Origin of the sequence: Actinomyces sp. ICM47 (assembly GCF_000278725.1) — a bacterium.
Classification (GTDB): Bacteria; Actinomycetota; Actinomycetes; order Actinomycetales; family Actinomycetaceae; genus Pauljensenia.
This window is the reverse complement of record NZ_ALCA01000135.1, coordinates 1-19,130: the sequence shown is the minus strand read 5'-3', so window position 1 is coordinate 19,130 and position 19,130 is coordinate 1. Positions and strand designations below refer to the sequence as shown.

The window sequence follows — 19,130 nt, the reverse complement described above, 5'->3', positions numbered from 1 at the left end:
CCGGCCGCACATGGAAGCGGCCGGGCGGCTTTTGTGTGTGGCGTTTTTCGTGGTGTTTCGGTTGTTCAACGGACTGGGTGGTGTAGAGCACCTGGAATTCATTCCTGGGAAGATGTAGAATTTTTACATCTAAGTGGGAAAGTGAGAGTGCGATGCTGCGAGTCCTGCACCTTGACAACTGGAAGTGCTTCTCGGAACCGGTCGACTTTACGATGATTGCGGGCAAAGAAAGCCGCCACGGAGAGACCCTCTACCTCGGCAGCAAGAATCGCGTGCTTCCCGTTGCTGCGATCTACGGTGCGAATGCGGCGGGGAAATCTACTCTCCTCGATGCTCTCGCCCACCTGCAGGTCATGCTGCGCGAGCCGCGTAAGCGTGGGCAACGCCTGCACTATCACCCGCACCTTCTCTTCGGTGCCAACAGGCCCAGCGTCATTGGCGTCGAAATCGTCCTCGATGTACAGGATGCGACGTCGAATCGCAAGGCTATCGTCTACTACGAGGTGGCGTTCAACGCGGGAGAAATCGTCGAAGAGTCCCTCTATCGCGTGCGCTCGGAAGATGAGCAGGCGGTCTTTGAACGCCGCGGCCAGGAGGTCTCTCTCTATGGCGATCTTGAGGACGACGTGTCCCTCGATGCGGCGTCGAAGACGGTGCAACCAAATCGCCTCTTCCTCGAAACCTGCTTCAATGCGGGATTCATCGATGATGAGAAGAGTCTTCTGGGCTCCGTCATCGAATGGTTTAAGCGCCTGACAATCCTCAAGCGGGGAGCACGTTACATCCTCATGCCGCAGCAAATCGCGCACGATGAGGATTTTCGTACCGCTGTTGGGCAGGGGTTGACAGCCGCTGACACGGGCATCTCCGACATCTGCTTCATAGAGGTGCCTCGAGCAAAGGTGCCTGCAGAAGAAAAAATCCTTGATGAGGTCGAGGGACAGCTGCTCGATAACACTTCTGAGGCGTACCTCAATGCGGAGAGTGGCGCCGTTTTCCGCGCTCGCTTGGCAGAGGATGAACATGTTGTCTATGAGCGTCTTGTCACCGTGCATGGGGGTGGAAACAAGGGGTTTCGGCTGCCCCTCGAGCAGGAATCCGACGGTAGCATCCGTTATCTCAACCTGTTGCCCATTCTCTACTGGGCGGGAAAGAGACAGCACTCCGGGGTCTACCTGATCGACGAACTCGAAGATTCGCTTCATCCGAAGCTTACGGAGGAGCTCATTCGGCTGTTCCTGGATGCATCGGGACCCGACGAGCAGCGCCAGCTGATCTTTACGACGCATGAGCTGCATCTACTCCGCGTTGACCTTCTGCGGCGCGATGAGATTTGGCTGGTGGAGAAGAACGATCACCGCTCAGAACTCACGAGGCTCACGGACTTCCCTGCTTCCGACATTCGGTCAGGCAGTGACCTGCAGCGGATGTACATGTCGGGTCGCCTTGGCGGCGTTCCGCGGCTCTAGGAGGCGATGTGGGCAAGAAGGCACCGACGAGGAAAGCCTCACGTGGGTTCAGGGGTCGCTCTCATAGCAAACAGGTGAAGCCCCTTGTCCTCCTCGCGGTCGAAGGCGCTACGGAAAAAAAGTATCTCAAGGCGCTCAATCAGCACCGTTATCGGGGAGCATTTGCTTTTGATTTCTGCGGGAGTGGTGACGAATCCTCGCTCAAGAATCTCCTGGTGAACGTCAAACGGAAAGCAGCAGAGCTGGGACCCGAGAGCGTCAGCGGTGCCTGGATCGTTTGCGACGTGGATGAGAATAGACCCCACGCCAAGAACCTGCAGAAGTGGTTAACAGAGCAGTCGAGGTTGCCTCGCGGCGTGGTGCTATCGAATCCCTGCATCGAGGCGTGGTTCGTCTATCACTGCGCGAACACATGCTCGAGTCGGACCGCCGTTTCCGCTTGCAAGGAGCTAGAAAACAAGTGGAAGCAGGGAACCTACTCGAAAGGGATGAGCATCCCCGAGTGGCTCATCGATCAAACCGACGACGCCTGCTCACGGGTAAAACACCGACGGACAAGCTTTGCGAAGGGTGTCACCGCGTGGGACGCGGCACCCTGGACCGACATGCCCGAATTGATCGCATGGCTCGACCAGTTGTCGCCACGACACTCTGAATAAAACGGCCGCTGGGCCGGCTACGCCTCCTAACCGCGGAACCGGCGATTATCCTCACTAAGCGCCGCCCGCCGCGCATTGACGCAGGTGGGCGCGCTTTGCGCGATATTCTACAAACAAAAATCCCGCGCGAAAGGTCCCTCCGATGTCGTCACGCACCCGCCGCACAGCCCTCCTCGCGCTTGCCACAGTGGTGGCCACGGCCTCGTCCCTGACCCTGGCGAGCGCCCCGGCCGCCCGCTCCGACGATCCCCAGAGCAGCGCTCAGAGCGGCACCCAGTCCGGTTCGTGGGTGCCCGGCACCACGATCCCGCTGGCGAACGCGAAGTCTGTCGAGGCCTCGACCGTGAGCGCCTCCACCCTCACCTTCGCGCCCAGTACCGACGAGAAGACGAAGATCTTTATCCTCTCCTCCGGATCCTCCGACGCGATCCTCATCGAGAGCGGCGGCTGGTACGGCATCATCGACGGCGGCGAAGATGCGGACCTGCCCGATGGCTCCGACCCGCGCTACCCCGCGCGCACCGGCATCGCGGTGGCCGCCGCCTCCACCACTGACTGGCTGTTGCAATACCTCGACGACCAGGGAGTCAACGACACCAACGTCGCGTTCTACCTGGGCACCCACGCCCACTCCGACCACATCGCCAACGCAGACGACATCATCTACAAGTAAATGAGGACGGCATTACCTACGACGGCGTCTCCAACTCCGAGTGGGGCCACGAATACGAATCTGAGACCCCGCGCGCGTGGTGGTTCAAGGCGGGCCGCCCCGCTGCGACAACCGGCTGGTGGGACGGCCCCTCCGGCAACCTCTACTACTTCAACAATTCCGCTTCAGCCGTGGTCGACCAGTGGCTCGATGTTGACGGCATCTCGTACCACTTCGACGCGACCGGGGCGCTCATTGAACAGAAGGACGCGGACGGCAACGTCACGGTCATCACGACCGCGTCTTCGGGTTCTTCGGCGGCGCCCGTCCCTAGCCTGTGGTGGTTCATCGCCGGAGGCGGTGTGCTTGTCGTCCTCGCGGGTGGTGCCGTGTTCCTGCGTCGACGCAAGGGCTGACCTTCCGACAACGACGAGGCTGTGGCGTGCGTGCGCCGCGGCCTCGTTCGTTTCCGGTGTCCGCGGGCGGCGGCCCACGGCGGCCCGCCCGCGAGATCGCCACACTCGAGCCTACGGCTCGGAGTGATCGATCTCGAAGCCCGGCCAGGCCTCGCCGCCGCCCCCGGACACTAACGAGCCGAGGCCTCGTCTGTTGCTGCGTGGTGGTCAGCGCTGCTCGTCGAGCTGGTGGAAGATCGCGGGCAGCAGGGGTGTGACCACCTCGAGGGTGTCGAGCGCGCCGCCACGCGAGCCGGGGGAGGAAATGATGAGCGCCCCCGAGGAGTCTCGCGCGGTCACGCCGACGACCTCGCGGGACAGGCCTGACAGGGGGGTGTTGGTCAGGCCGTGGGCGCGGATCTGCTCGGCGATGCCGGGGATCTCGACCTCGATGATCGAGCGGACGACTTCGGGCGCATAGTTGCCCACGCCGAAGCCCGAGCCCCCCAGGATCAGAATGAAACGCGCGCCAGCGGCGAGTGCCTCGCGGATTTCCGTGTCGAGGACGTCGGCGCTCTCGGGGATCGCGGCCATCGTCACCTGGTCCAGGCCTGCCGTAGTCAGCGCTCCGACGCATGCGGGGGTCGCCCGATCCTCCTTCGTGCCGCGCTGGATGCGGTCCGAGTAGGCGATGATGTGGGCGTTGATCTGGCTCAGGTCGTAGTCGACGGATTTGGGCATGGTGTCCTCCGAGAAGCGGTTACGTATGAGTGTGATCCTAGTCCCTTTCGTGGGTGTGAGAGGGCTGTGAGGGTACGGGGTGTGGGTGCGTTTTATGTCCGGTGGGGCCGAGGCAATTGCTGGCTTGCATGCTCCGGGTGCGGTTCGTGTGGTGGATCGGAGGTCGGTGATCTCCCGTGAGTTTTTTAAGCGGGGTGAGAGCGAATTAAACAGGTAGGGGTATTTTCCTTGAGAATGAAGGCGTCCAGAGTCGGCAGATTGTTGTCGTGGCGGCCTGTTGCCTGGCCGCATTGCACTTGTTAGATTTATCGCGTTCAATCCCCTCTCAAAAGGAGATCCCTGTGCGTTCCCTCCGCTTCCTCCCCCTCGTGGGTGCTGCCGCCCTGGCCCTCGCCGCCTGCTCGGGCGGCACGACCCCCGCCGCCGACTCCACGGCCTCGTCCGACAACGCAACGGTCCCCTCCCGCGAGGTCGTTCTCAACGTCTACGCCGCCGCCTCGCTGACCGAGACCTTCGAGGAACTCGAAACCTCCTTCGAGGCCGCCTACCCGGACGTCGATGTCCGCTTCAACTTCGCCGGGTCGCAGGACCTGGTCACCCAGCTCGGCGAGGGTGCAGACGTCGATGTCCTGGCCACCGCGAACGAGTCCACCATGAAGAAGGCCGCCGACGCCTCCCAGGTCGACGACCAGACCCTCTTCGCGTCTAACAGCCTCACCCTCATTACGACGCCCGGTAACCCGGCGGGCATCACCGGTCTCGACTCCTCACTCGACGGCGTTAAGCTGGTCATCTGCGCGCCCGAGGTTCCCTGCGGCAAGCTCACCAAGACCCTCACCGAGAAGCTCGGCGTGACCCTGCACCCCGTCTCCGAGGAACAGGCCGTCACCGACGTGCGCGGCAAGGTGTCCTCCGGCCAGGCCGACGCCGGCATCGTCTACAAGTCCGATGCCCTGGCCGAGGGTGACGCCGTTGACACCGTCGATATCCAGGGTGCCGACGAGGCCGTCAACGAGTACCCGATCGCGCTCGTGAGCGCCTCCACGAAGAAGGACTACGGGCAGAAGTGGATCGACCTGGTCCTCTCCGAGGAAGGACAGGCCCTCCTCAGTGAGGCTGGCTTCACTCCTGCCGTCAAGTAGCGTCGACGCATGACCTCACGCAGGACGCCCGCCGTCAGCCCCCTGCCCGTCTGGGCGGGGGGCCTCGGCGCGCTCGCCCTCTGCTTCCTGCTGCTGCCCCTCGCCTTCATGCTGGGGCGCGTCAACTGGGGAACTCTAGGGACCACACTCGCGACGCCCGAGGCCGCCGCCGCCCTCAGTTTGTCGCTACGCACGTGCGCTGTGGCCCTCGGCGTCGACCTCCTCCTCGGTGTTCCCGCCGCACTTATCCTCTCGCGCTCATGGCGGGGCGTACGCGCTGCTCGCATCCTCGTCGCCCTGCCGCTCTCGCTGCCGCCCGTCGTCGCCGGCATCGCACTGCTCTCGGCCTTCGGCAGGCGCTCGACGCTGGGTGCCCTGCTGAGCGGTGCCGACCTCGACATCGCTTTTACGACGACAGCCGTCGTCATCGCGCAGGTCTTCGTCTCCCTGCCCTTCCTCATCGTCACCCTCGAATCCGCGCTGCGCGCCCGTGAGCGCGGCCTCGACGAGATGGCCTCCTCCCTGGGGGCTTCGCCCTCGCGCGTCTTTTGGCAGATCACGTTGCCGACCGTTCTGCCCGGTCTGGGGCGCGGTGCAGCTCTCGCGCTGGCCCGATGCCTCGGCGAGTTCGGAGCGACCCTCACGTTCGCAGGGTCCATGCAGGGCGTGACCCGCACGATGCCGCTCCAGATCTACTTGGCACGCGAGTCCGATGCCGACCTGGCCCTCGCGCTCGGCGTCGTACTCCTCGGCGTCGCGGCACTCGTCGTCGCGCTGACGGAAACCCCGTGGGGGAGCGTCGCCTCCCTCGTGCGTTCGCGTTTGTCATCGACGAGGTCGGGGTGCGGTTCTGCGTCTGGGATTGCCTCGGGTGCACGCGCCGATGGATCTCTGGCGGCTCACCGAGAATCCGGCATCGGTGATTCCGGTGACGACGCTTCTGCCGCCGCTGTCCGCGTCGCCGGGACGGTGAGTGAGCGCGGCTGGGACGTGGACGCGCGTCTGAGCCCAGGCCTCGTGACGGCCGTCGTCGGGCATAACGGTGCTGGCAAGTCCACGCTCGCCCAAGTTGTCGCCGGGACTCTGCGGCTCGACTCCGGTCGCGCGCAGATCGGCGAGCGCCTCGTCGACGACGCCGCCACCTTCGTGCCTGCGCGGCGGCGCGGCGTTGCCATGGTTTCCCAGGCGCCGCGCATCTTCACGCACATGAGCGTCCTCAGCAACGTCGCGTTCCCGCTACGCGTGCGCGGCGTCGGGCGAGCTGAGGCCCGGGCAGTCGCCCTCGAGCAGTTGCGCGCCGTGGGTATCGCCGACCTTGCCCACCGGCGTGCCTCCGACCTGTCTGGCGGCCAAGCCGCCCGCGTCGCCATCGCCCGCGCGCTCGTGTTCCGCCCCGATGTGCTCATCCTCGACGAGCCGACCGCTGCCCTCGACGTCGAAGCCACCGCCCAGGTCTCCGCTGTCCTGCGCGAGCGCCTCACGGGCGCGGGCATCACGACCCTGCTCGTCTCGCACGACATTGCCGAAGTCCTGGCCCTCGCTTCCCACATGATCGTCATGGGGGAGGGGAGCATCGTCGAGGAAGGCGAACCCGCCCGCGTGCTCGCCTCGCCCACGTCGGTGTTCGCAGCCCGCCTGGCCGGACTCAACATCGTCACCGGGTCGGCTGTTGCCCGCCCCGGCCTCGTCGGCGTGCGCGTCGGCGAGGGGACGCTGTGGGCGGCCTCCGACGGCGCCACCTCCGGAGAAGAGTCGGCGCGCATCGCCCTCACCTTCCCGCCCGAGGCCGTCGCCCTCTCCCGCGAAGAACCCCACGCCTCGCCGCGAAGCGTCCTACCCGGCGTCGTCGCAGGCATCGACGTCGACGGCTCCCTTGTCAGCGTGCGCGTCGCGCTCGCGGGCGGAGTCTCGGTGACCGCCAGGGTCACGGCGTCCGCATGGGCCGACCTGGGCCTCGGCGTCGGTGATTCCCTGTGGGCGAGCGTCAAGGCTACCCAGGTCCGTGCAATCCCCGTCGCCGCCCGTGCGTGAGTCCGGGTGTACAGGTCTGGTCACAGCCGCTGAGTAGTCGATGGGTGTCAGTTTCGTGAGTTTTCGTTCTGCCTGTCGGCAATATCCGACGATCAGACGTTGAATGGCGCTCAGTGTTGAATTGACGAGCTGATTGCGCGGGGTTTCGACGTGCAAGTCTCCGAAGAACAGCGGACGATGCCGCTCGATTCTCTCATTAAAATGCTTGAGATCAGCCACCATATGGTTCAGAGCTTTGTGTGAATCAGCGAACTCGAGATGGCAGAGAAGGGCAGCAGCGAAGTTGTTGACAACGAGCCGATCCAGTGCCTCGTTGAGGGCCTTTTTCTTGCCGGAATTACGACGCGGGCTGACTTCGCACATACGAAGGGCCGCGAGCGTCACCTCCTTGTCGTATTTCTGCCCCCCAGATTGACGACGCTGTTCCGAAGGACGTGAGACATCGGCGAGCAGGCAGTTGCCATGGGAAACAGCGTTTCGGAGCTTACGTACGATGAGTAACAGGTGAGCGAAGGGAGCGCTCTCTCCTCTGTAATCGAAGTAAGACGAGTAGAGGCGGATATGTTCGTTCAATGGGAGCAATTCCCACAGGTGCCAGATGGAAGGATTGCCATCACACGCCACCCACATGTCCTCGGTGTAGGGGTTGGAGCGGATGGAGGATGTGTCGCCGTTGAGAATGCGGCGCACGAGCACCTCTGACAGGTCCGGTTTAGGATCGTTCATAATGAGCTGATTGAGTCGAACTTTGAGAAAATGCTCGGTACTCAGCGCCAGTGAGAGGCAGATGCGACTCAGGGTAAAATCGATGTATGACAGCTCGACGAGGTGGCCGAAGTCGAGTCCAGAGTAGGTGTAAGAACGATCCTTTTCGATGCGGGTGTAGTTGCGTTCGTAGGACTTGATTTTGAAGAAATAGGAGCGCGAATATAAGAACTCTCGGGCCTCTGCCTCAGACATGAGGTCGAAGGAGACTCCGTGATTCTTCAGTAGGGCAATCTGCTCATCAACGGTGATGCACTGCTTCATGCGGACCTCGCTGTACCGAAAATTATGAGGGGGCCGAATCTGAGATCCGACCCCCCGATACCCTGGAGCAGAACCCCTGGGCATCTGACGTAGTAGCAGCAGTCTACTGCTATCTGTGCCCGCCAGTCAAAGGTCGATCTGTGAGATCTGCTGGGATTGAAGTACTTACGCCAGTGTGTTTGGCTCATCCGCAGCCCTCAATGCGCGGTTGTGCGAAATAGCTCGCACCGACTCGCGGCGGATGCTTCCTAAGCGGCGCGCGTTCACCCGCTATTTCCGCGTGTGGGACCTCTGATCCGCACGCTAACCCGCTATTCCGTACGTGGGCGGCCCTGCCCACGTGCAGGTAAGAGGGTTTACGTGCGGAATAGAAGGTTAGCGGGCGGAAGAGTGAGGCACGGCGTGCGCTAAAGGCGTGACGAGGCCGTGGCGGGGCAGGCACGGCAGGCATGACGAGGTTGCATGCCTCGTCTGTGAGTGGTGGGGATTCACGTCGGAGGAAGTCACGCCGTCTTTGCGGCTATTCGTTGCATTGATTGTCGATGTCGTCGGCCCAGGCGTGGAAACGTTGTTGGATTGTATGGAGCTGCGAGGCATTGATACCGTAGGCCGCAACTTGTGTCAGGCTGATGCTGTGTGCTCCGCGCAGACACTCTGTAAAGAATCCTACGTCGAAGCCTGCGTCGCGTTCCTGAAGGAGCTCGATGAGGCGCGCATCGCTGATCGTTCCGGTGGAGCGGATCGCATCGACGTCGAGATAGTCGCGGGGGTAGCTCCTGGAGTACAGGGCGCTCAGTTTGTTGCCGACGGCGTCCTCAATGTCAAGAACGGGGCCAACGTCGAGGCGAACAGGTGTGTGGGCGCGCCAGTCGATAGCGAGATCAACGCTGAGTGGAACCCCGTGCGGTGGTGTGACTGAGAGCTGGGCGAAAGAGGGGCTTACGCGTTCGATGGTGACGTCGTAGTCGTTGGCAGTGAGGTGTTCAATGAGGCTGTCTACTGCGTGAGGGAACCGCGTGGAGGCTTGCATGACCGTGAAGAGGTCAATGTCGTTGGTGGGTCGCTGCGTCATCCCGTGTTCACGGATCGCGCCTGAACCAGCGAGGGCGAAGCCGCATCTGCGAGGACCTCGAGTGCGCATGCGATTAGCTGGCGCTGCGTCTCTTGTACAGAGTGAGCCATCTGTTCCTCCCGCACAGTGCCTTGAAGCGGTTTTCCCATGCGGCTGTGATCGCCAGGTCAAGGCGCAGTGTTGGCCACATGTTGCTGAGGATGTCGCAGTTGAGGTAGCGTCGTTGGTCTTCCACGCTGCCCTCACCGATGACGCATTGGTAGACCGTCGTTCGTTCGCCGTCGTCATCAAGGCTAAAGGAACCATCCCCCGGTGCCCAGCTCAAGCGCACGGGGAGATGCACGATGCCCGTGGATGGACCCGCGAGTTCATCAAGCGATGCGGGAACACAAAAGGGTTTCGTGTCGCGGTACGTGATACGTCCACTCATACTGATCCCCTCCCGGGCCTGTGACGTGGCGGCCTGCTCGTATCGTATGACTAGCTTAGCGTGCGATGAGGCGGGCTTGTCTGCAAGTTCATGGTAGCTACGATTCAGCCGCTTGGTGCTGTTGGTGTTCGTTGGGGATTTGACGCCGAGGCCGTGGCGGGGTGGGTGCGTAGGCAGCGCGGTGCCGCGTGGGTACAGACAAACCATGACGGTCACTATCTTGCTGAAGAGTCTAATTTTGAAACGCTTCACATGTTGTAATTCTTGTCGGACGTGTTGTGCTTCCCCTCCGTACCCTTCGCTGTCGGACAGGTGATTTTCCCCGGATCTATGCCGTTTTACTGTGGTTTTTAGGGAAGGGAATCCATACCTTTGACTGGACAACACCCGCGACCTATGTTGTTGGGTGATCCAAGGAGGTCCCATGACAACGCAGCGTCACCACGAGGCCACGCGCCCCTACCAGCTCGGCATCGACGTCGGCTCCACGACGGTCAAGGCCGTCGTCCTGGATGGGAACCGTCGCCTCTTCTCTGACTACCGTCGTCACAACGCCGACGTGCGCGCATCGCTCGGGGCTCTCCTCGCCGACGTCGAGCGCGCCCTGCCCGGCGCCCGCGTCCACGCGGCCATCACCGGCTCCGGCGGCCTGACGACCGCCCGGGCCATGGGAATCCCCTTCGTTCAGGAGGTCATCGCCGGCACCGAGGCCACCCAGCGCCTCCACCCCGAGGTCGACGTCGTCATCGAGCTGGGCGGCGAGGACGCCAAGCTCACCTACCTGCACCCCACCCCCGAGCAGCGCATGAACGGCACGTGCGCGGGCGGCACCGGCGCCTTCATCGACCAGATGGCGACCCTCCTGCACACGGATGCCTCCGGCCTCGGCGAACTGGCGACCCGCCACACCCAGCTCTACCCGATTGCCTCACGCTGCGGCGTCTTCGCCAAGTCCGACATCCAGCCCCTCATCAACCAGGGTGCCGCCCACGAGGATCTGGCCGCCTCCATTTTCAACGCCGTCGCCACCCAGACCATCGCGGGCCTGGCGTGCGGGCGTCCGATCCGCGGAACTGTCATGTTCCTCGGCGGCCCCTTGCACTTCCTGCCCGCCCTGCGCGAGGCCTACAAAGCCCTCCTGCCCAAGGCCGATGCCTTCGTCACCCCCGACGACGCCCAGCTCTACGTCGCGATTGGCGCGGCCCTCCTCGCCGAGAAGGAGGCCGCCAAAAAACAACGTCAGGCCGAGGAAGCGGGCGCAACCTCCGTCGACACCCGCGGCGAGAAGCTCACGACCCTCATGAAGCGCCTCGCCGCCGCCCCCGTTCAGGTCGAATCCCCGCGCATGGACCCCCTCTTCGCGACCCCCGAGGACCGCGAGGAGTTCATCGCCCGCCACAGCCTCGACGTCATCCCCAAGGCCAGCCTCGACGAGGCCGAGGGCCGCTGCTGGCTCGGCATCGACGCGGGCTCCACGACGATCAAGGCCGTCGTCATCGACTCCCAGGACCGCATCGTCTTCACCCACTACGCCTCCAACGAGGGCGACCCCGTGGCCGCGGCCGTCGACATCGTGCGTGCTGTGCGTAGTGCGCTGCCGGAGGGCTGCGAGATCGGCCGCTCGTGCGCGACCGGCTACGGCGAAGGCCTTGTGAAGGCCGCCCTCACCATGGACGAGGGCGAGATTGAGACGATGGCCCACTACCGCGCCGCCGAATTCATTTGCCCCGGCGTCACTTCCGTCATCGACATCGGCGGCCAGGACATGAAGTACCTGCGCATCCGCGACCACGCGGTGGACTCCATCTCCGTCAACGAGGCCTGCTCCTCGGGCTGCGGCTCCTTCCTGCAGACCTTCGCGCAGACGATGGGCACCGACGTGCGCTCCTTCGCGCGCATGGCCATGGAGTCCGAGTCCCCCGTGGATCTGGGCACCCGCTGCACGGTGTTCATGAACTCCTCCGTTAAGCAGGCGCAGAAGGAAGGCGCGGACGTGCGCGACATCAGCGCCGGCCTGTCCTACTCCGTCGTGCGTAACGCCCTCTACAAGGTCATCAAGCTCAAGGAGCCCTCGGACCTGGGTGAACGCGTCGTCGTCCAGGGCGGCACTTTCCTCAACGACTCGGTGCTGCGCGCCTTCGAGCTGCTCACCGGCCGCGAGGTCGTGCGCCCCGACATCGCGGGCCTCATGGGTGCCTACGGCGCCGCCCTCACCGCGCGCATGCACGACACGGGGGAGGGGACCTCGTCCCTGGCCACGATCGAGGCCCTCGAGGGCTTCAGCGTGGACACGACGCGCAAGACCTGCCGCCTGTGCCAGAACCACTGCCAGATGACGATCTCGACGTTCTCCAACGGCGAGCGTCACGTGTCGGGCAACCGCTGCGAGCGCGGCGCCTCCCTGGAGCGCGTGCCCAAGAAGTCGGAGCTGCCCAACCTCTACGACTGGAAGTACAAGCGGATCTTCGGATACCGCCGCCTCACCGAGAAGAAGGCCTTCCGCGGCGACATTGGTATCCCGCGCGTGCTCGGCATGTACGAGAACTACCCGTTCTGGTTCACGATGCTCACCGCGCTGGGCTTCCGCGTTATGATCTCGGGACGCTCCAACCACGACCTCTTCGAGACCGGCATGGAGTCCATCCCCTCGGAGAACGTGTGTTACCCGGCCAAGCTCGTCCACGGACACATCGAGTCCCTGCTGAACAAGGGCATCACGACGATCTTCTACCCCTGCGTCGACTTCGAGCAGAAGCTCACCGAGTCCGAGAACTCCTTCAACTGCCCTATTGTGGCGACCTACCCCGAGGTCATCCGCAATAACATGGAGCGCCTGGCAGAGCCCGGCACCCAGTTCATCAGCCCGTTCGTGAACTTCGGTAACCGCGAGTACCTGCCCGCCCACCTGTCCAAGACTTTCAAGGAATACGGCTACGACATCCCCGTTGAGGAGATGAAGGCTGCGCTGGACAAGGCGTGGGAGGAAGACGCCGCCGTCAAGGCCGAAATCCGCGCGAAGGGTGTTGAAACGATCGAGTGGATGCGTGAACACGGCGTGCGCGGCATCGTGCTGGCGGGCCGCCCCTACCACCTCGACCCCGAGATCAACCACGGCATCCCCGAGGTCATCGTCGGCCTCGGCATGGCTGTCCTCACCGAGGACTCCATCATCGACGCGCGCCTCGAGCGACCCCTGCGCGTCCTCGACCAGTGGTCCTACCACTCGCGCCTCTACGAGGCCGCCGCCCGCGTCGGCGACGAACCCGACCTCGAGATGGTCCAGCTCAACTCCTTCGGCTGCGGCGTCGACGCGATCACAGCCGACCAGGTCCAGGAAATTCTTGAGGGCCGCGGCGACGTGCACACCGTCCTCAAGATCGACGAGGTCTCCAACCTGGGCGCTGCGAAGATCCGCCTGCGTTCCCTCGACGCGGCGATCACCGAGCGCGCTTCCCTCGCCTCCACCATCGACGAGGCCGGGGCCGGGGACGGCGAAAACGGAACGGATGGAGCGGAACTGGCCCCCGCCTCGTCCGTGGGCTTGGTGTCGGGTTCCGTCGACACCGCCACCCTGCGTGACCCCTCCGGCGACGCCGCCCGCGAGGAGGCAGCCGGCCACATCCAGCCCCGCGCGGTCTTCACCGAGGAGATGCGCGAGGCCGGGTACGAGATCCTGGCCCCCCAGATGTCCCCGATCCACTTCCGCTTCCTCACCCCGCTGTTCGCGAGCGCGGGGCTGAAAGTGCGCGTCCTCGAACACACGAGCCGCACCTCCATGGAGGTCGGCCTGAAATACGTCAACAACGACTCGTGCTACCCGGCGATCGTGGTCATCGGTCAGCTCCTCGACGAGTTCATCTCCGGGCGCGCCGACCCGGACCGTACCGCCGTGGGCATCACGCAGACGGGCGGCATGTGCCGCGCCAGTAACTACGCGGCTCTGCTGCGCAAGGGCCTGCGCGACGCCGGATACCCGCAGGTCCCCGTCATCGCGCTGTCCGTCCAGGGCTTTGAGGACAACCCCGGCTTCCGTCTGGGCGCCACCCATATCCACAAGGCCATCCAGGCCTTCGTCATCGGCGATGCCATCCAGTCGATGCTGCTGCGCGTGCGCCCCTACGAGGCCGAGCCCGGCTCCGCGATGGAGCTGTACCGCACGTGGGACGGCTACGTCCAGGAGTGGATCACGTCGGGACGCGTGGCGGCCCTCGGCGGACGCGTCTCCTACGGGAAGCTTATCCGCGAATGCGTGCGCGCCTTCGACGCCCTGCCGCTGCGCGACATCCCGCGCAAGCCGCGCGTCGGCCTTGTCGGCGAGATCCTCGTGAAGTTCCACCCGGACGCCAACAACCACGCTGTCGACGTCATCGAGGCCGAGGGCTGCGAGGCCGAACTGCCTGGCCTCATGCAGTTCTTCCACAACTCCGTGGCGACCGCCGCGTGGGACAAGGAGAACCTAGGCATCGACGGCAAGCAGCGCTACATCATGCCGATCGTTTTGTGGGCGCTCAAGAAGTACGAGAAGCCCGTGCACCGCGCGTTCGCGGCCACGAACGGCAAGTTCGAGGCGCACCGACCCATCGAAGAAATGATCGAGCGCTCCCAGGACATCGCGCGCCTGGGCAACCAGGCCGGTGAAGGCTGGTACCTGACCGCCGAAATGGTCGACATGATCGAACACGGCTGCCCGAACATCATCTGCGCCCAGCCCTTCGCGTGCCTGCCTAACCACATCGTCGGCAAGGGCATGTTCCGGGCGCTGCGCACCCGCTACCCCGAGGCCAACATCGTGGCCGTCGACTACGACCCGGGTGCCTCCGAGGTCAACCAGCTCAACCGCATCAAGCTCATGCTCGCCACCGCCCTACAGGACCCGGAGGCGCGCGATGGCGACGTGTTGCAGCTCGTGGACGTCGAAGAGCCGGCATCGTGCGGCGGGTCCGGCTCCGTCATGCTCGGCATGCCGACCATCCCGACGAGGCGCGCAGCCTTCCGCTGACCGTTTCGTTCCTTCGTTGACGAGGCCTGGGTTCCCTCCCGGGCCTCGTCGCCTGAGGCGGCCCTCCCCGGTTCCCGGCCACGGCCTCGTCGCGCACAGACAGACGTGGGGGGCGACTCGAGCGAGTCACCCCCCACGCATCTATCCGACTGTTTACACGGCTACATCGACAAGTCTCCGTGCGCGATCTCAAAGCCCGCCGGTGCCCACCCCGTGCTGTAGGACAGGCGTACCGAGACCTCGCGCAGCCCCGGCGAAGGCCACGGCACCGAGAGGAACCCCGTCTCTCCGGGTGCCACATCCAAGGACGCCGAGTACTCCCACGTCACGCGACCCTCGTTGACGACGCGGCACAAGAACTCCAGGTCCGCCGTTGACGTAAACGTCATGTGGTTCCGCACCGTCACCCCCGAATACGAGGGCGCAACCGTCACCGGCGCGTAGTGCAGCTCCTCGCCGCGCACCTTGTGTAGGTTAGGGAAGCACGCTTGGGAGTACTCCGGGCGCGTCGGATCGAGCGAACGGGCGGCGCGGACCTCGTCCTCCTCATCACCCAGCGCCCAGGCGATGACGCTCGGGTGGGCGCGGTCGCGGCGGATCGCCGCTTCGATTGCCTCGTTGCGTGCGGCCCCCGGACCATACAGGGCTGACGTGCAGTCGATGACGTACAGGCCGTACTCGTCGGCCAACTCCAGGAAACGCGCGTGCCCGGGTGCGTCGGCGATCACAACCGTGTTGACGCCGTGCTGCTTACACCACACGATGTCGTCGAGCATCTCCGGCAAGTTGACCGCCAAGCCCGTGCGCCCGTCACACTCGTTGCGGGTGACACCTCGCAAGATCAAGGCCTTACCGCCCAGGGTCAACCCCTGGGACGTTGCCTCAATGCTGCGGAAACCAAGGTCAAGGGACACCGTGTCCTTGATCCCCTCCTCGTCGCGCAGCGTCACGATCAACCGGTACAGCGCGGGTTCCTCCGCGCTCCACGGGAGCACCTCGAGTCCACGAGCCTCGAACACCTCGTCGGGCGACCCGAAGGCAGACCATAGCTCCGCCTGCTCGGCCTCGTTCACTAAGGTGGCGTGCACCTCGACGCCGCCCGTGGTTTCGACGCGCAGCGTCAGGGCGCCCGCGCGCCCGTCGTGGGACGCCACCGGCACAAGATCCACAATGTGTGCCGGGGGACGCGCCTCCAGCGACACCTCGCGGAACAGGCCGTGGCAGCACACCGGCGAATCCATCAGCAAAACAGCGAGTGTATGCGTGTGGGTGGGCTGTAGTGCGCGGGTTACGTCAAAGGCCGCGGGAATGAAACCATCCGCACAGAAACCAACGAAGGCTCCATCAACCCACGCGTAGAGAGGACCCGAGAACCCGCCGAAGGTCAAGGTCATCATCCAACCGCGCTCGACCGCCTCCTTCAAGGGAGCATCGAAAATGAACTCGCGACGCAGAATCGAGGCGCGCGCCAGGTCGCAGTCCTCTGTGTCGTCGGAACGGGAGGCGTCCTCCTCGCGGGCCTGGGCCTCACCGCGCATCCACGTGTCATCCAGCTCCAGGATGCCGGGCACGGATGTCGCGCCGAAATGTTGGTAAGAAGGGGCCCTTTCAATGAACTCCGAGGCGGTGCCAGTGACACCGGTAACCTGCCAGGTGCTTGAGAGCAGCTGAAGTGGCCTGCGTGACCTCCACGTCGCGTGCACCGTCAAACGGTTCACCGACGCCCCTGGGTCCCGCAGCCACGTGACGTCCGGTTCCAGGATGTGACTCATGTTATAAAAGTATCATTCTTTTGTTAGTCATGGAAGCCTAAATTTTACTGAATTGCAGTCAAATGTGCCTTGACATGGGCTTAATCCCCAGGTGTCAAGCGATTCGGTGGTCACATCGTGGGATTTATGTCCGTCCCAGTGGGCGTAAGTTCCCACCCACTGGGGGCAGATGAGCACATAAGCAACCCCGGCCTCGTCCATGTGAATGAACGAGGCCGGGGAAAGATGAGCGATCAGGTCAGCCCAGAGCGGTCTACTCCGCTGCCTTCGCCGCCGAATCGCGATCCGCGTCGCGCGTGATCTTACGGGCAAAGCCGTACAGCAGCCACGTCGCACCCGCGAAGAACACAATACCGAGCACGTTCGCGATGGGAGTAAAGCCATCGTGAATGAACGGCAGCGCCAGCGGGGATTCCGACCCCGTCGCGCCCGCGATGCCCGCGTAAACGACACCGAACAGGGACTCGCCCACGATCAGGCCCGTCGCAGCCAGCGTGCCGAAGCGCTTCGCGCGCTCCACGTCCGCCTGCTTGTCAGCCCATCGGTTGTACAGGAAGCCAATCAGGCCGCCGATCGGGATCAGGATCGTCAGCGACGCAGGCAGGTAGATGCCCATGCCGACCGCGAGCGGGGGCAGGGCCAGCTTGCCCTTCGACGCGGGGCGTAGGACCTCGTCAATGATGATGACGACGACGCCGATCGCCGCGCCGATACCCAGGAGCTTCCAGTCGATGCCGCCGCCGAGGACGCCCTTCGCGAGCGAAGAAATCAGCGAGGCCTGCGGGGCCGCCAGCGCGTCCGGGCCAGCGCCCGGCGCACCCTGGAAACCGAAGGAGTTCTGCATCAGCTCCAGGACCGGAGGAATGATCAGCGAACCGAAGACGACGCCGATGACCAGGGCAACCTGCTGCTTCCACGGGGTCGCACCCACCAGCTGGCCGGTCTTGAGGTCCTGCAGGTTATCGTTCGCGATCGTCGCAATGCAGAACACGATCGCGGAGGTGAACAGCGTGTAGGCGATGAGCGCCGTGTTCTCTTCCGTGGTCGAACCGCGACCGTGCACCGCCAGGATAACGACCGCCGTGATGACGACAACCAGCAGGCCAACGCCCGACACCGGCGAGTTCGACGAACCGATCAGGCCCGCCATGTAACCGCAGACAGCCGCGACCAGCAGGCCCGCAAGCAGGATGAAGAGGACAGACACCGCGATCAGGACGGCCGTGTTGTGCTCGATCTGCGTGCCGCGCATGAACCACCACAGCAGGCCCGCGATCGGAATCATGGCCACGAAGATGGAAACGATGACCCACTTGCCGGGGATGTCCTGCTCGGTGCGGTCGATCTGCGCGCCGTCCTCCTTGGCGCCGCGCGAGGCGCGCAGCGACTCGGACATGCCGCGGGCGATCGGGCCCATGATCTTGATGAGCGTCCAGATGGCGGCGACCGCCATGACGCCCGCGCCGATGAAGCGCACATCCGTCTTAAAGACCGTCGACAGAGCATCGGTCAGGTCCTCAGCGCCCTCCAGCTGGCCATTCGCGTACAGGGGCAACAGGACACCGTAGGAAGTCAGCATGCCGATGAGCATCGCGACGCCCACCGTCATTCCGACCAGGTGACCAACGCCGATGAGAGCGAGCGACAGGGAGGTTGAGAGCATGGTGCCCGTCGAGCCGATCCTGAAGGCGGCACCGACCTCGGAGGCCGTCACCTTCAGATAGCCGAACAGGGCCATCGCCGCCGAGGCCAGGGCGCCCCAGGTGATCGCGAGCAGGCCGCGCTTATTGTCCTCACCGGCATCCTTCGAATCGCCGACCTTGAGGATCTCAGCGCCGGCCACACCCTCGGGGTATGGCAGGTCCGAACCCGTCACGAGCGCGCGACGCAAAGGAATCGAGTACATGACGCCCAACGAACCGCCGACCGCACACACGAACATGGTCTCCCAGTACGGGAAACCGCTCCACCAGCCCACAATCACGAGGCCAGGGAGAACGAAGATGACCGCCGACAGCGTGCCCGCCGCCGACGCAATCGTCTGAACGATGTTGTTCTCCTGGACCGTGTGATCTCCCCAGAAGCGCAGAACTGCCATCGAAATGACGGCTGCCGGGATCGAGGTCGCGAAGGTCAGACCAACCTTCAGGCCCAGGTACACGTTCGCGGCTGTGAACACCAGCGTGATAATGCCGCCGATGATGATGCCGCGCAGGGTCAGTTCTTTGAGCGACGTTTGCTTCGCCGCAGTTGGCGCAGACACGAAAAATCCTTTCGCTGCGTTGAATAGATACCCTGCAAGAGTAGAGCATGTATGCGTTGTCGTGAATGGTATGCGGCTACTTAATTTTGTTTTCAACCGTTCTACATGCTGAGGTGGTGCCCGTGTTGCGTGCCGCAGTGTGATCTTGTGACGTTGTGTGGCCCTGATCCCAACCTGCCCGGTCGATTTGCGCTCTGCGGGGGTCCATGTAGTAGAGTATCCGGGTAAGGTAGCGTGTCCGAGCGGCCGAAGGTGCAGCACTCGAAATGCTGTGTGGTGTCACAGCCACCCTGGGTTCAAATCCCAGCGCTACCGCCACTGCCGCCCAGCCCCAATGGGGCCGGGCGGTTTTGTTATGCCTGAATGGCGTGTGAGCGCGTGCGTGTGCGCGTGTGTGCGTGCTGGGGCCGGGCTGCTTGGTGTGCCCGTGGGCGGCGGCCCGCCCGCGAGCCGTCCGCGCCGCGAGCTTCGCTCGG

At 64.1% G+C, this 19,130-nt stretch carries 12 protein-coding genes, 1 tRNA gene and 1 pseudogene; 8 read left to right on the top strand and 6 right to left on the bottom strand.

The genetic code is table 11. From position 1 onward, the window contains the following. Nucleotides 1-152: 152 nt before the first annotated feature. From HMPREF1136_RS09735 to HMPREF1136_RS11320, 4 genes are all read left to right on the top strand, one after another. On the top strand, nucleotides 153-1,469 hold the full coding sequence (locus HMPREF1136_RS09735; protein WP_009649168.1) for an AAA family ATPase: 1,317 nt from the start codon (nucleotides 153-155) through the stop codon (nucleotides 1,467-1,469). A gap of 8 nt (nucleotides 1,470-1,477) precedes the next feature. After that, nucleotides 1,478-2,128, top strand: a complete 651-nt coding sequence (locus HMPREF1136_RS09730) for an RloB family protein (protein WP_034505758.1) — start codon at nucleotides 1,478-1,480, stop codon at nucleotides 2,126-2,128. A 142-nt stretch (nucleotides 2,129-2,270) separates the two neighbouring features. Further along, nucleotides 2,271-2,801, top strand: coding sequence for a choline-binding protein E (locus tag HMPREF1136_RS09725; protein WP_009649174.1), 531 nt, complete (start codon nucleotides 2,271-2,273; stop codon nucleotides 2,799-2,801). Between the two features lie 170 nt (nucleotides 2,802-2,971). Continuing rightward, nucleotides 2,972-3,196: a hypothetical protein gene (locus HMPREF1136_RS11320; RefSeq protein ID WP_009649172.1), complete on the top strand. Its 225-nt coding sequence runs from the start codon at nucleotides 2,972-2,974 to the stop codon at nucleotides 3,194-3,196. A gap of 207 nt (nucleotides 3,197-3,403) precedes the next feature. Here HMPREF1136_RS11320 and HMPREF1136_RS09715 read toward each other — a convergent pair whose 3' ends face one another. Next, complete coding sequence (locus tag HMPREF1136_RS09715; RefSeq protein ID WP_009649162.1) at nucleotides 3,404-3,916, bottom strand: molybdopterin-binding protein; 513 nt, start codon at nucleotides 3,914-3,916, stop codon at nucleotides 3,404-3,406. Nucleotides 3,917-4,257: 341 nt separating this feature from the next. Between HMPREF1136_RS09715 and modA the strand changes: the two genes are divergently transcribed. Continuing rightward, complete coding sequence (gene modA / locus HMPREF1136_RS09710) at nucleotides 4,258-5,058, top strand: molybdate ABC transporter substrate-binding protein (protein WP_009649167.1); 801 nt, start codon at nucleotides 4,258-4,260, stop codon at nucleotides 5,056-5,058. A gap of 9 nt (nucleotides 5,059-5,067) precedes the next feature. After that, nucleotides 5,068-7,089: an ABC transporter permease gene (locus HMPREF1136_RS09705; RefSeq protein ID WP_009649173.1), complete on the top strand. Its 2,022-nt coding sequence runs from the start codon at nucleotides 5,068-5,070 to the stop codon at nucleotides 7,087-7,089. A 462-nt stretch (nucleotides 7,090-7,551) separates the two neighbouring features. Here the strand turns inward: HMPREF1136_RS09705 and HMPREF1136_RS11315 are convergent. The 3 genes and pseudogenes from HMPREF1136_RS11315 to HMPREF1136_RS10965 all read right to left on the bottom strand — a co-directional run. Further along, nucleotides 7,552-8,049: pseudogene (locus HMPREF1136_RS11315) on the bottom strand (Abi family protein); the annotation flags it as partial. Between the two features lie 589 nt (nucleotides 8,050-8,638). Continuing rightward, nucleotides 8,639-9,259 (bottom strand): nucleotidyl transferase AbiEii/AbiGii toxin family protein, encoded by a 621-nt coding sequence (locus HMPREF1136_RS09700; protein ID WP_051023573.1) that lies wholly within the window; start codon nucleotides 9,257-9,259, stop codon nucleotides 8,639-8,641. A 4-nt stretch (nucleotides 9,260-9,263) separates the two neighbouring features. Beyond that, nucleotides 9,264-9,620: a hypothetical protein gene (locus HMPREF1136_RS10965; protein ID WP_009649175.1), complete on the bottom strand. Its 357-nt coding sequence runs from the start codon at nucleotides 9,618-9,620 to the stop codon at nucleotides 9,264-9,266. A 424-nt stretch (nucleotides 9,621-10,044) separates the two neighbouring features. On the opposite strand from HMPREF1136_RS10965, the gene HMPREF1136_RS09690 reads away from it, so the two are divergent. After that, nucleotides 10,045-14,619, top strand: coding sequence for an acyl-CoA dehydratase activase-related protein (locus tag HMPREF1136_RS09690; protein ID WP_009649169.1), 4,575 nt, complete (start codon nucleotides 10,045-10,047; stop codon nucleotides 14,617-14,619). 161 nt (nucleotides 14,620-14,780) lie between these two features. On the opposite strand, the gene HMPREF1136_RS09685 is transcribed toward HMPREF1136_RS09690, so the two are convergent. Both HMPREF1136_RS09685 and HMPREF1136_RS09680 read right to left on the bottom strand, forming a co-directional pair. Further along, the gene (locus tag HMPREF1136_RS09685; protein WP_034505753.1) at nucleotides 14,781-16,391 is read right to left on the bottom strand and encodes a glycoside hydrolase family 2 TIM barrel-domain containing protein; all 1,611 of its coding nucleotides are present in this window, start codon (nucleotides 16,389-16,391) and stop codon (nucleotides 14,781-14,783) included. A 253-nt stretch (nucleotides 16,392-16,644) separates the two neighbouring features. Continuing rightward, a complete protein-coding gene (locus tag HMPREF1136_RS09680; RefSeq protein WP_009649166.1) occupies nucleotides 16,645-18,654 on the bottom strand; it encodes an OPT family oligopeptide transporter in 2,010 nt (669 codons plus the stop codon). Between the two features lie 228 nt (nucleotides 18,655-18,882). On the opposite strand from HMPREF1136_RS09680, the gene HMPREF1136_RS09675 reads away from it, so the two are divergent. Then, nucleotides 18,883-18,972, top strand: a tRNA-Ser gene (locus tag HMPREF1136_RS09675). Nucleotides 18,973-19,130 lie beyond the last annotated feature (158 nt).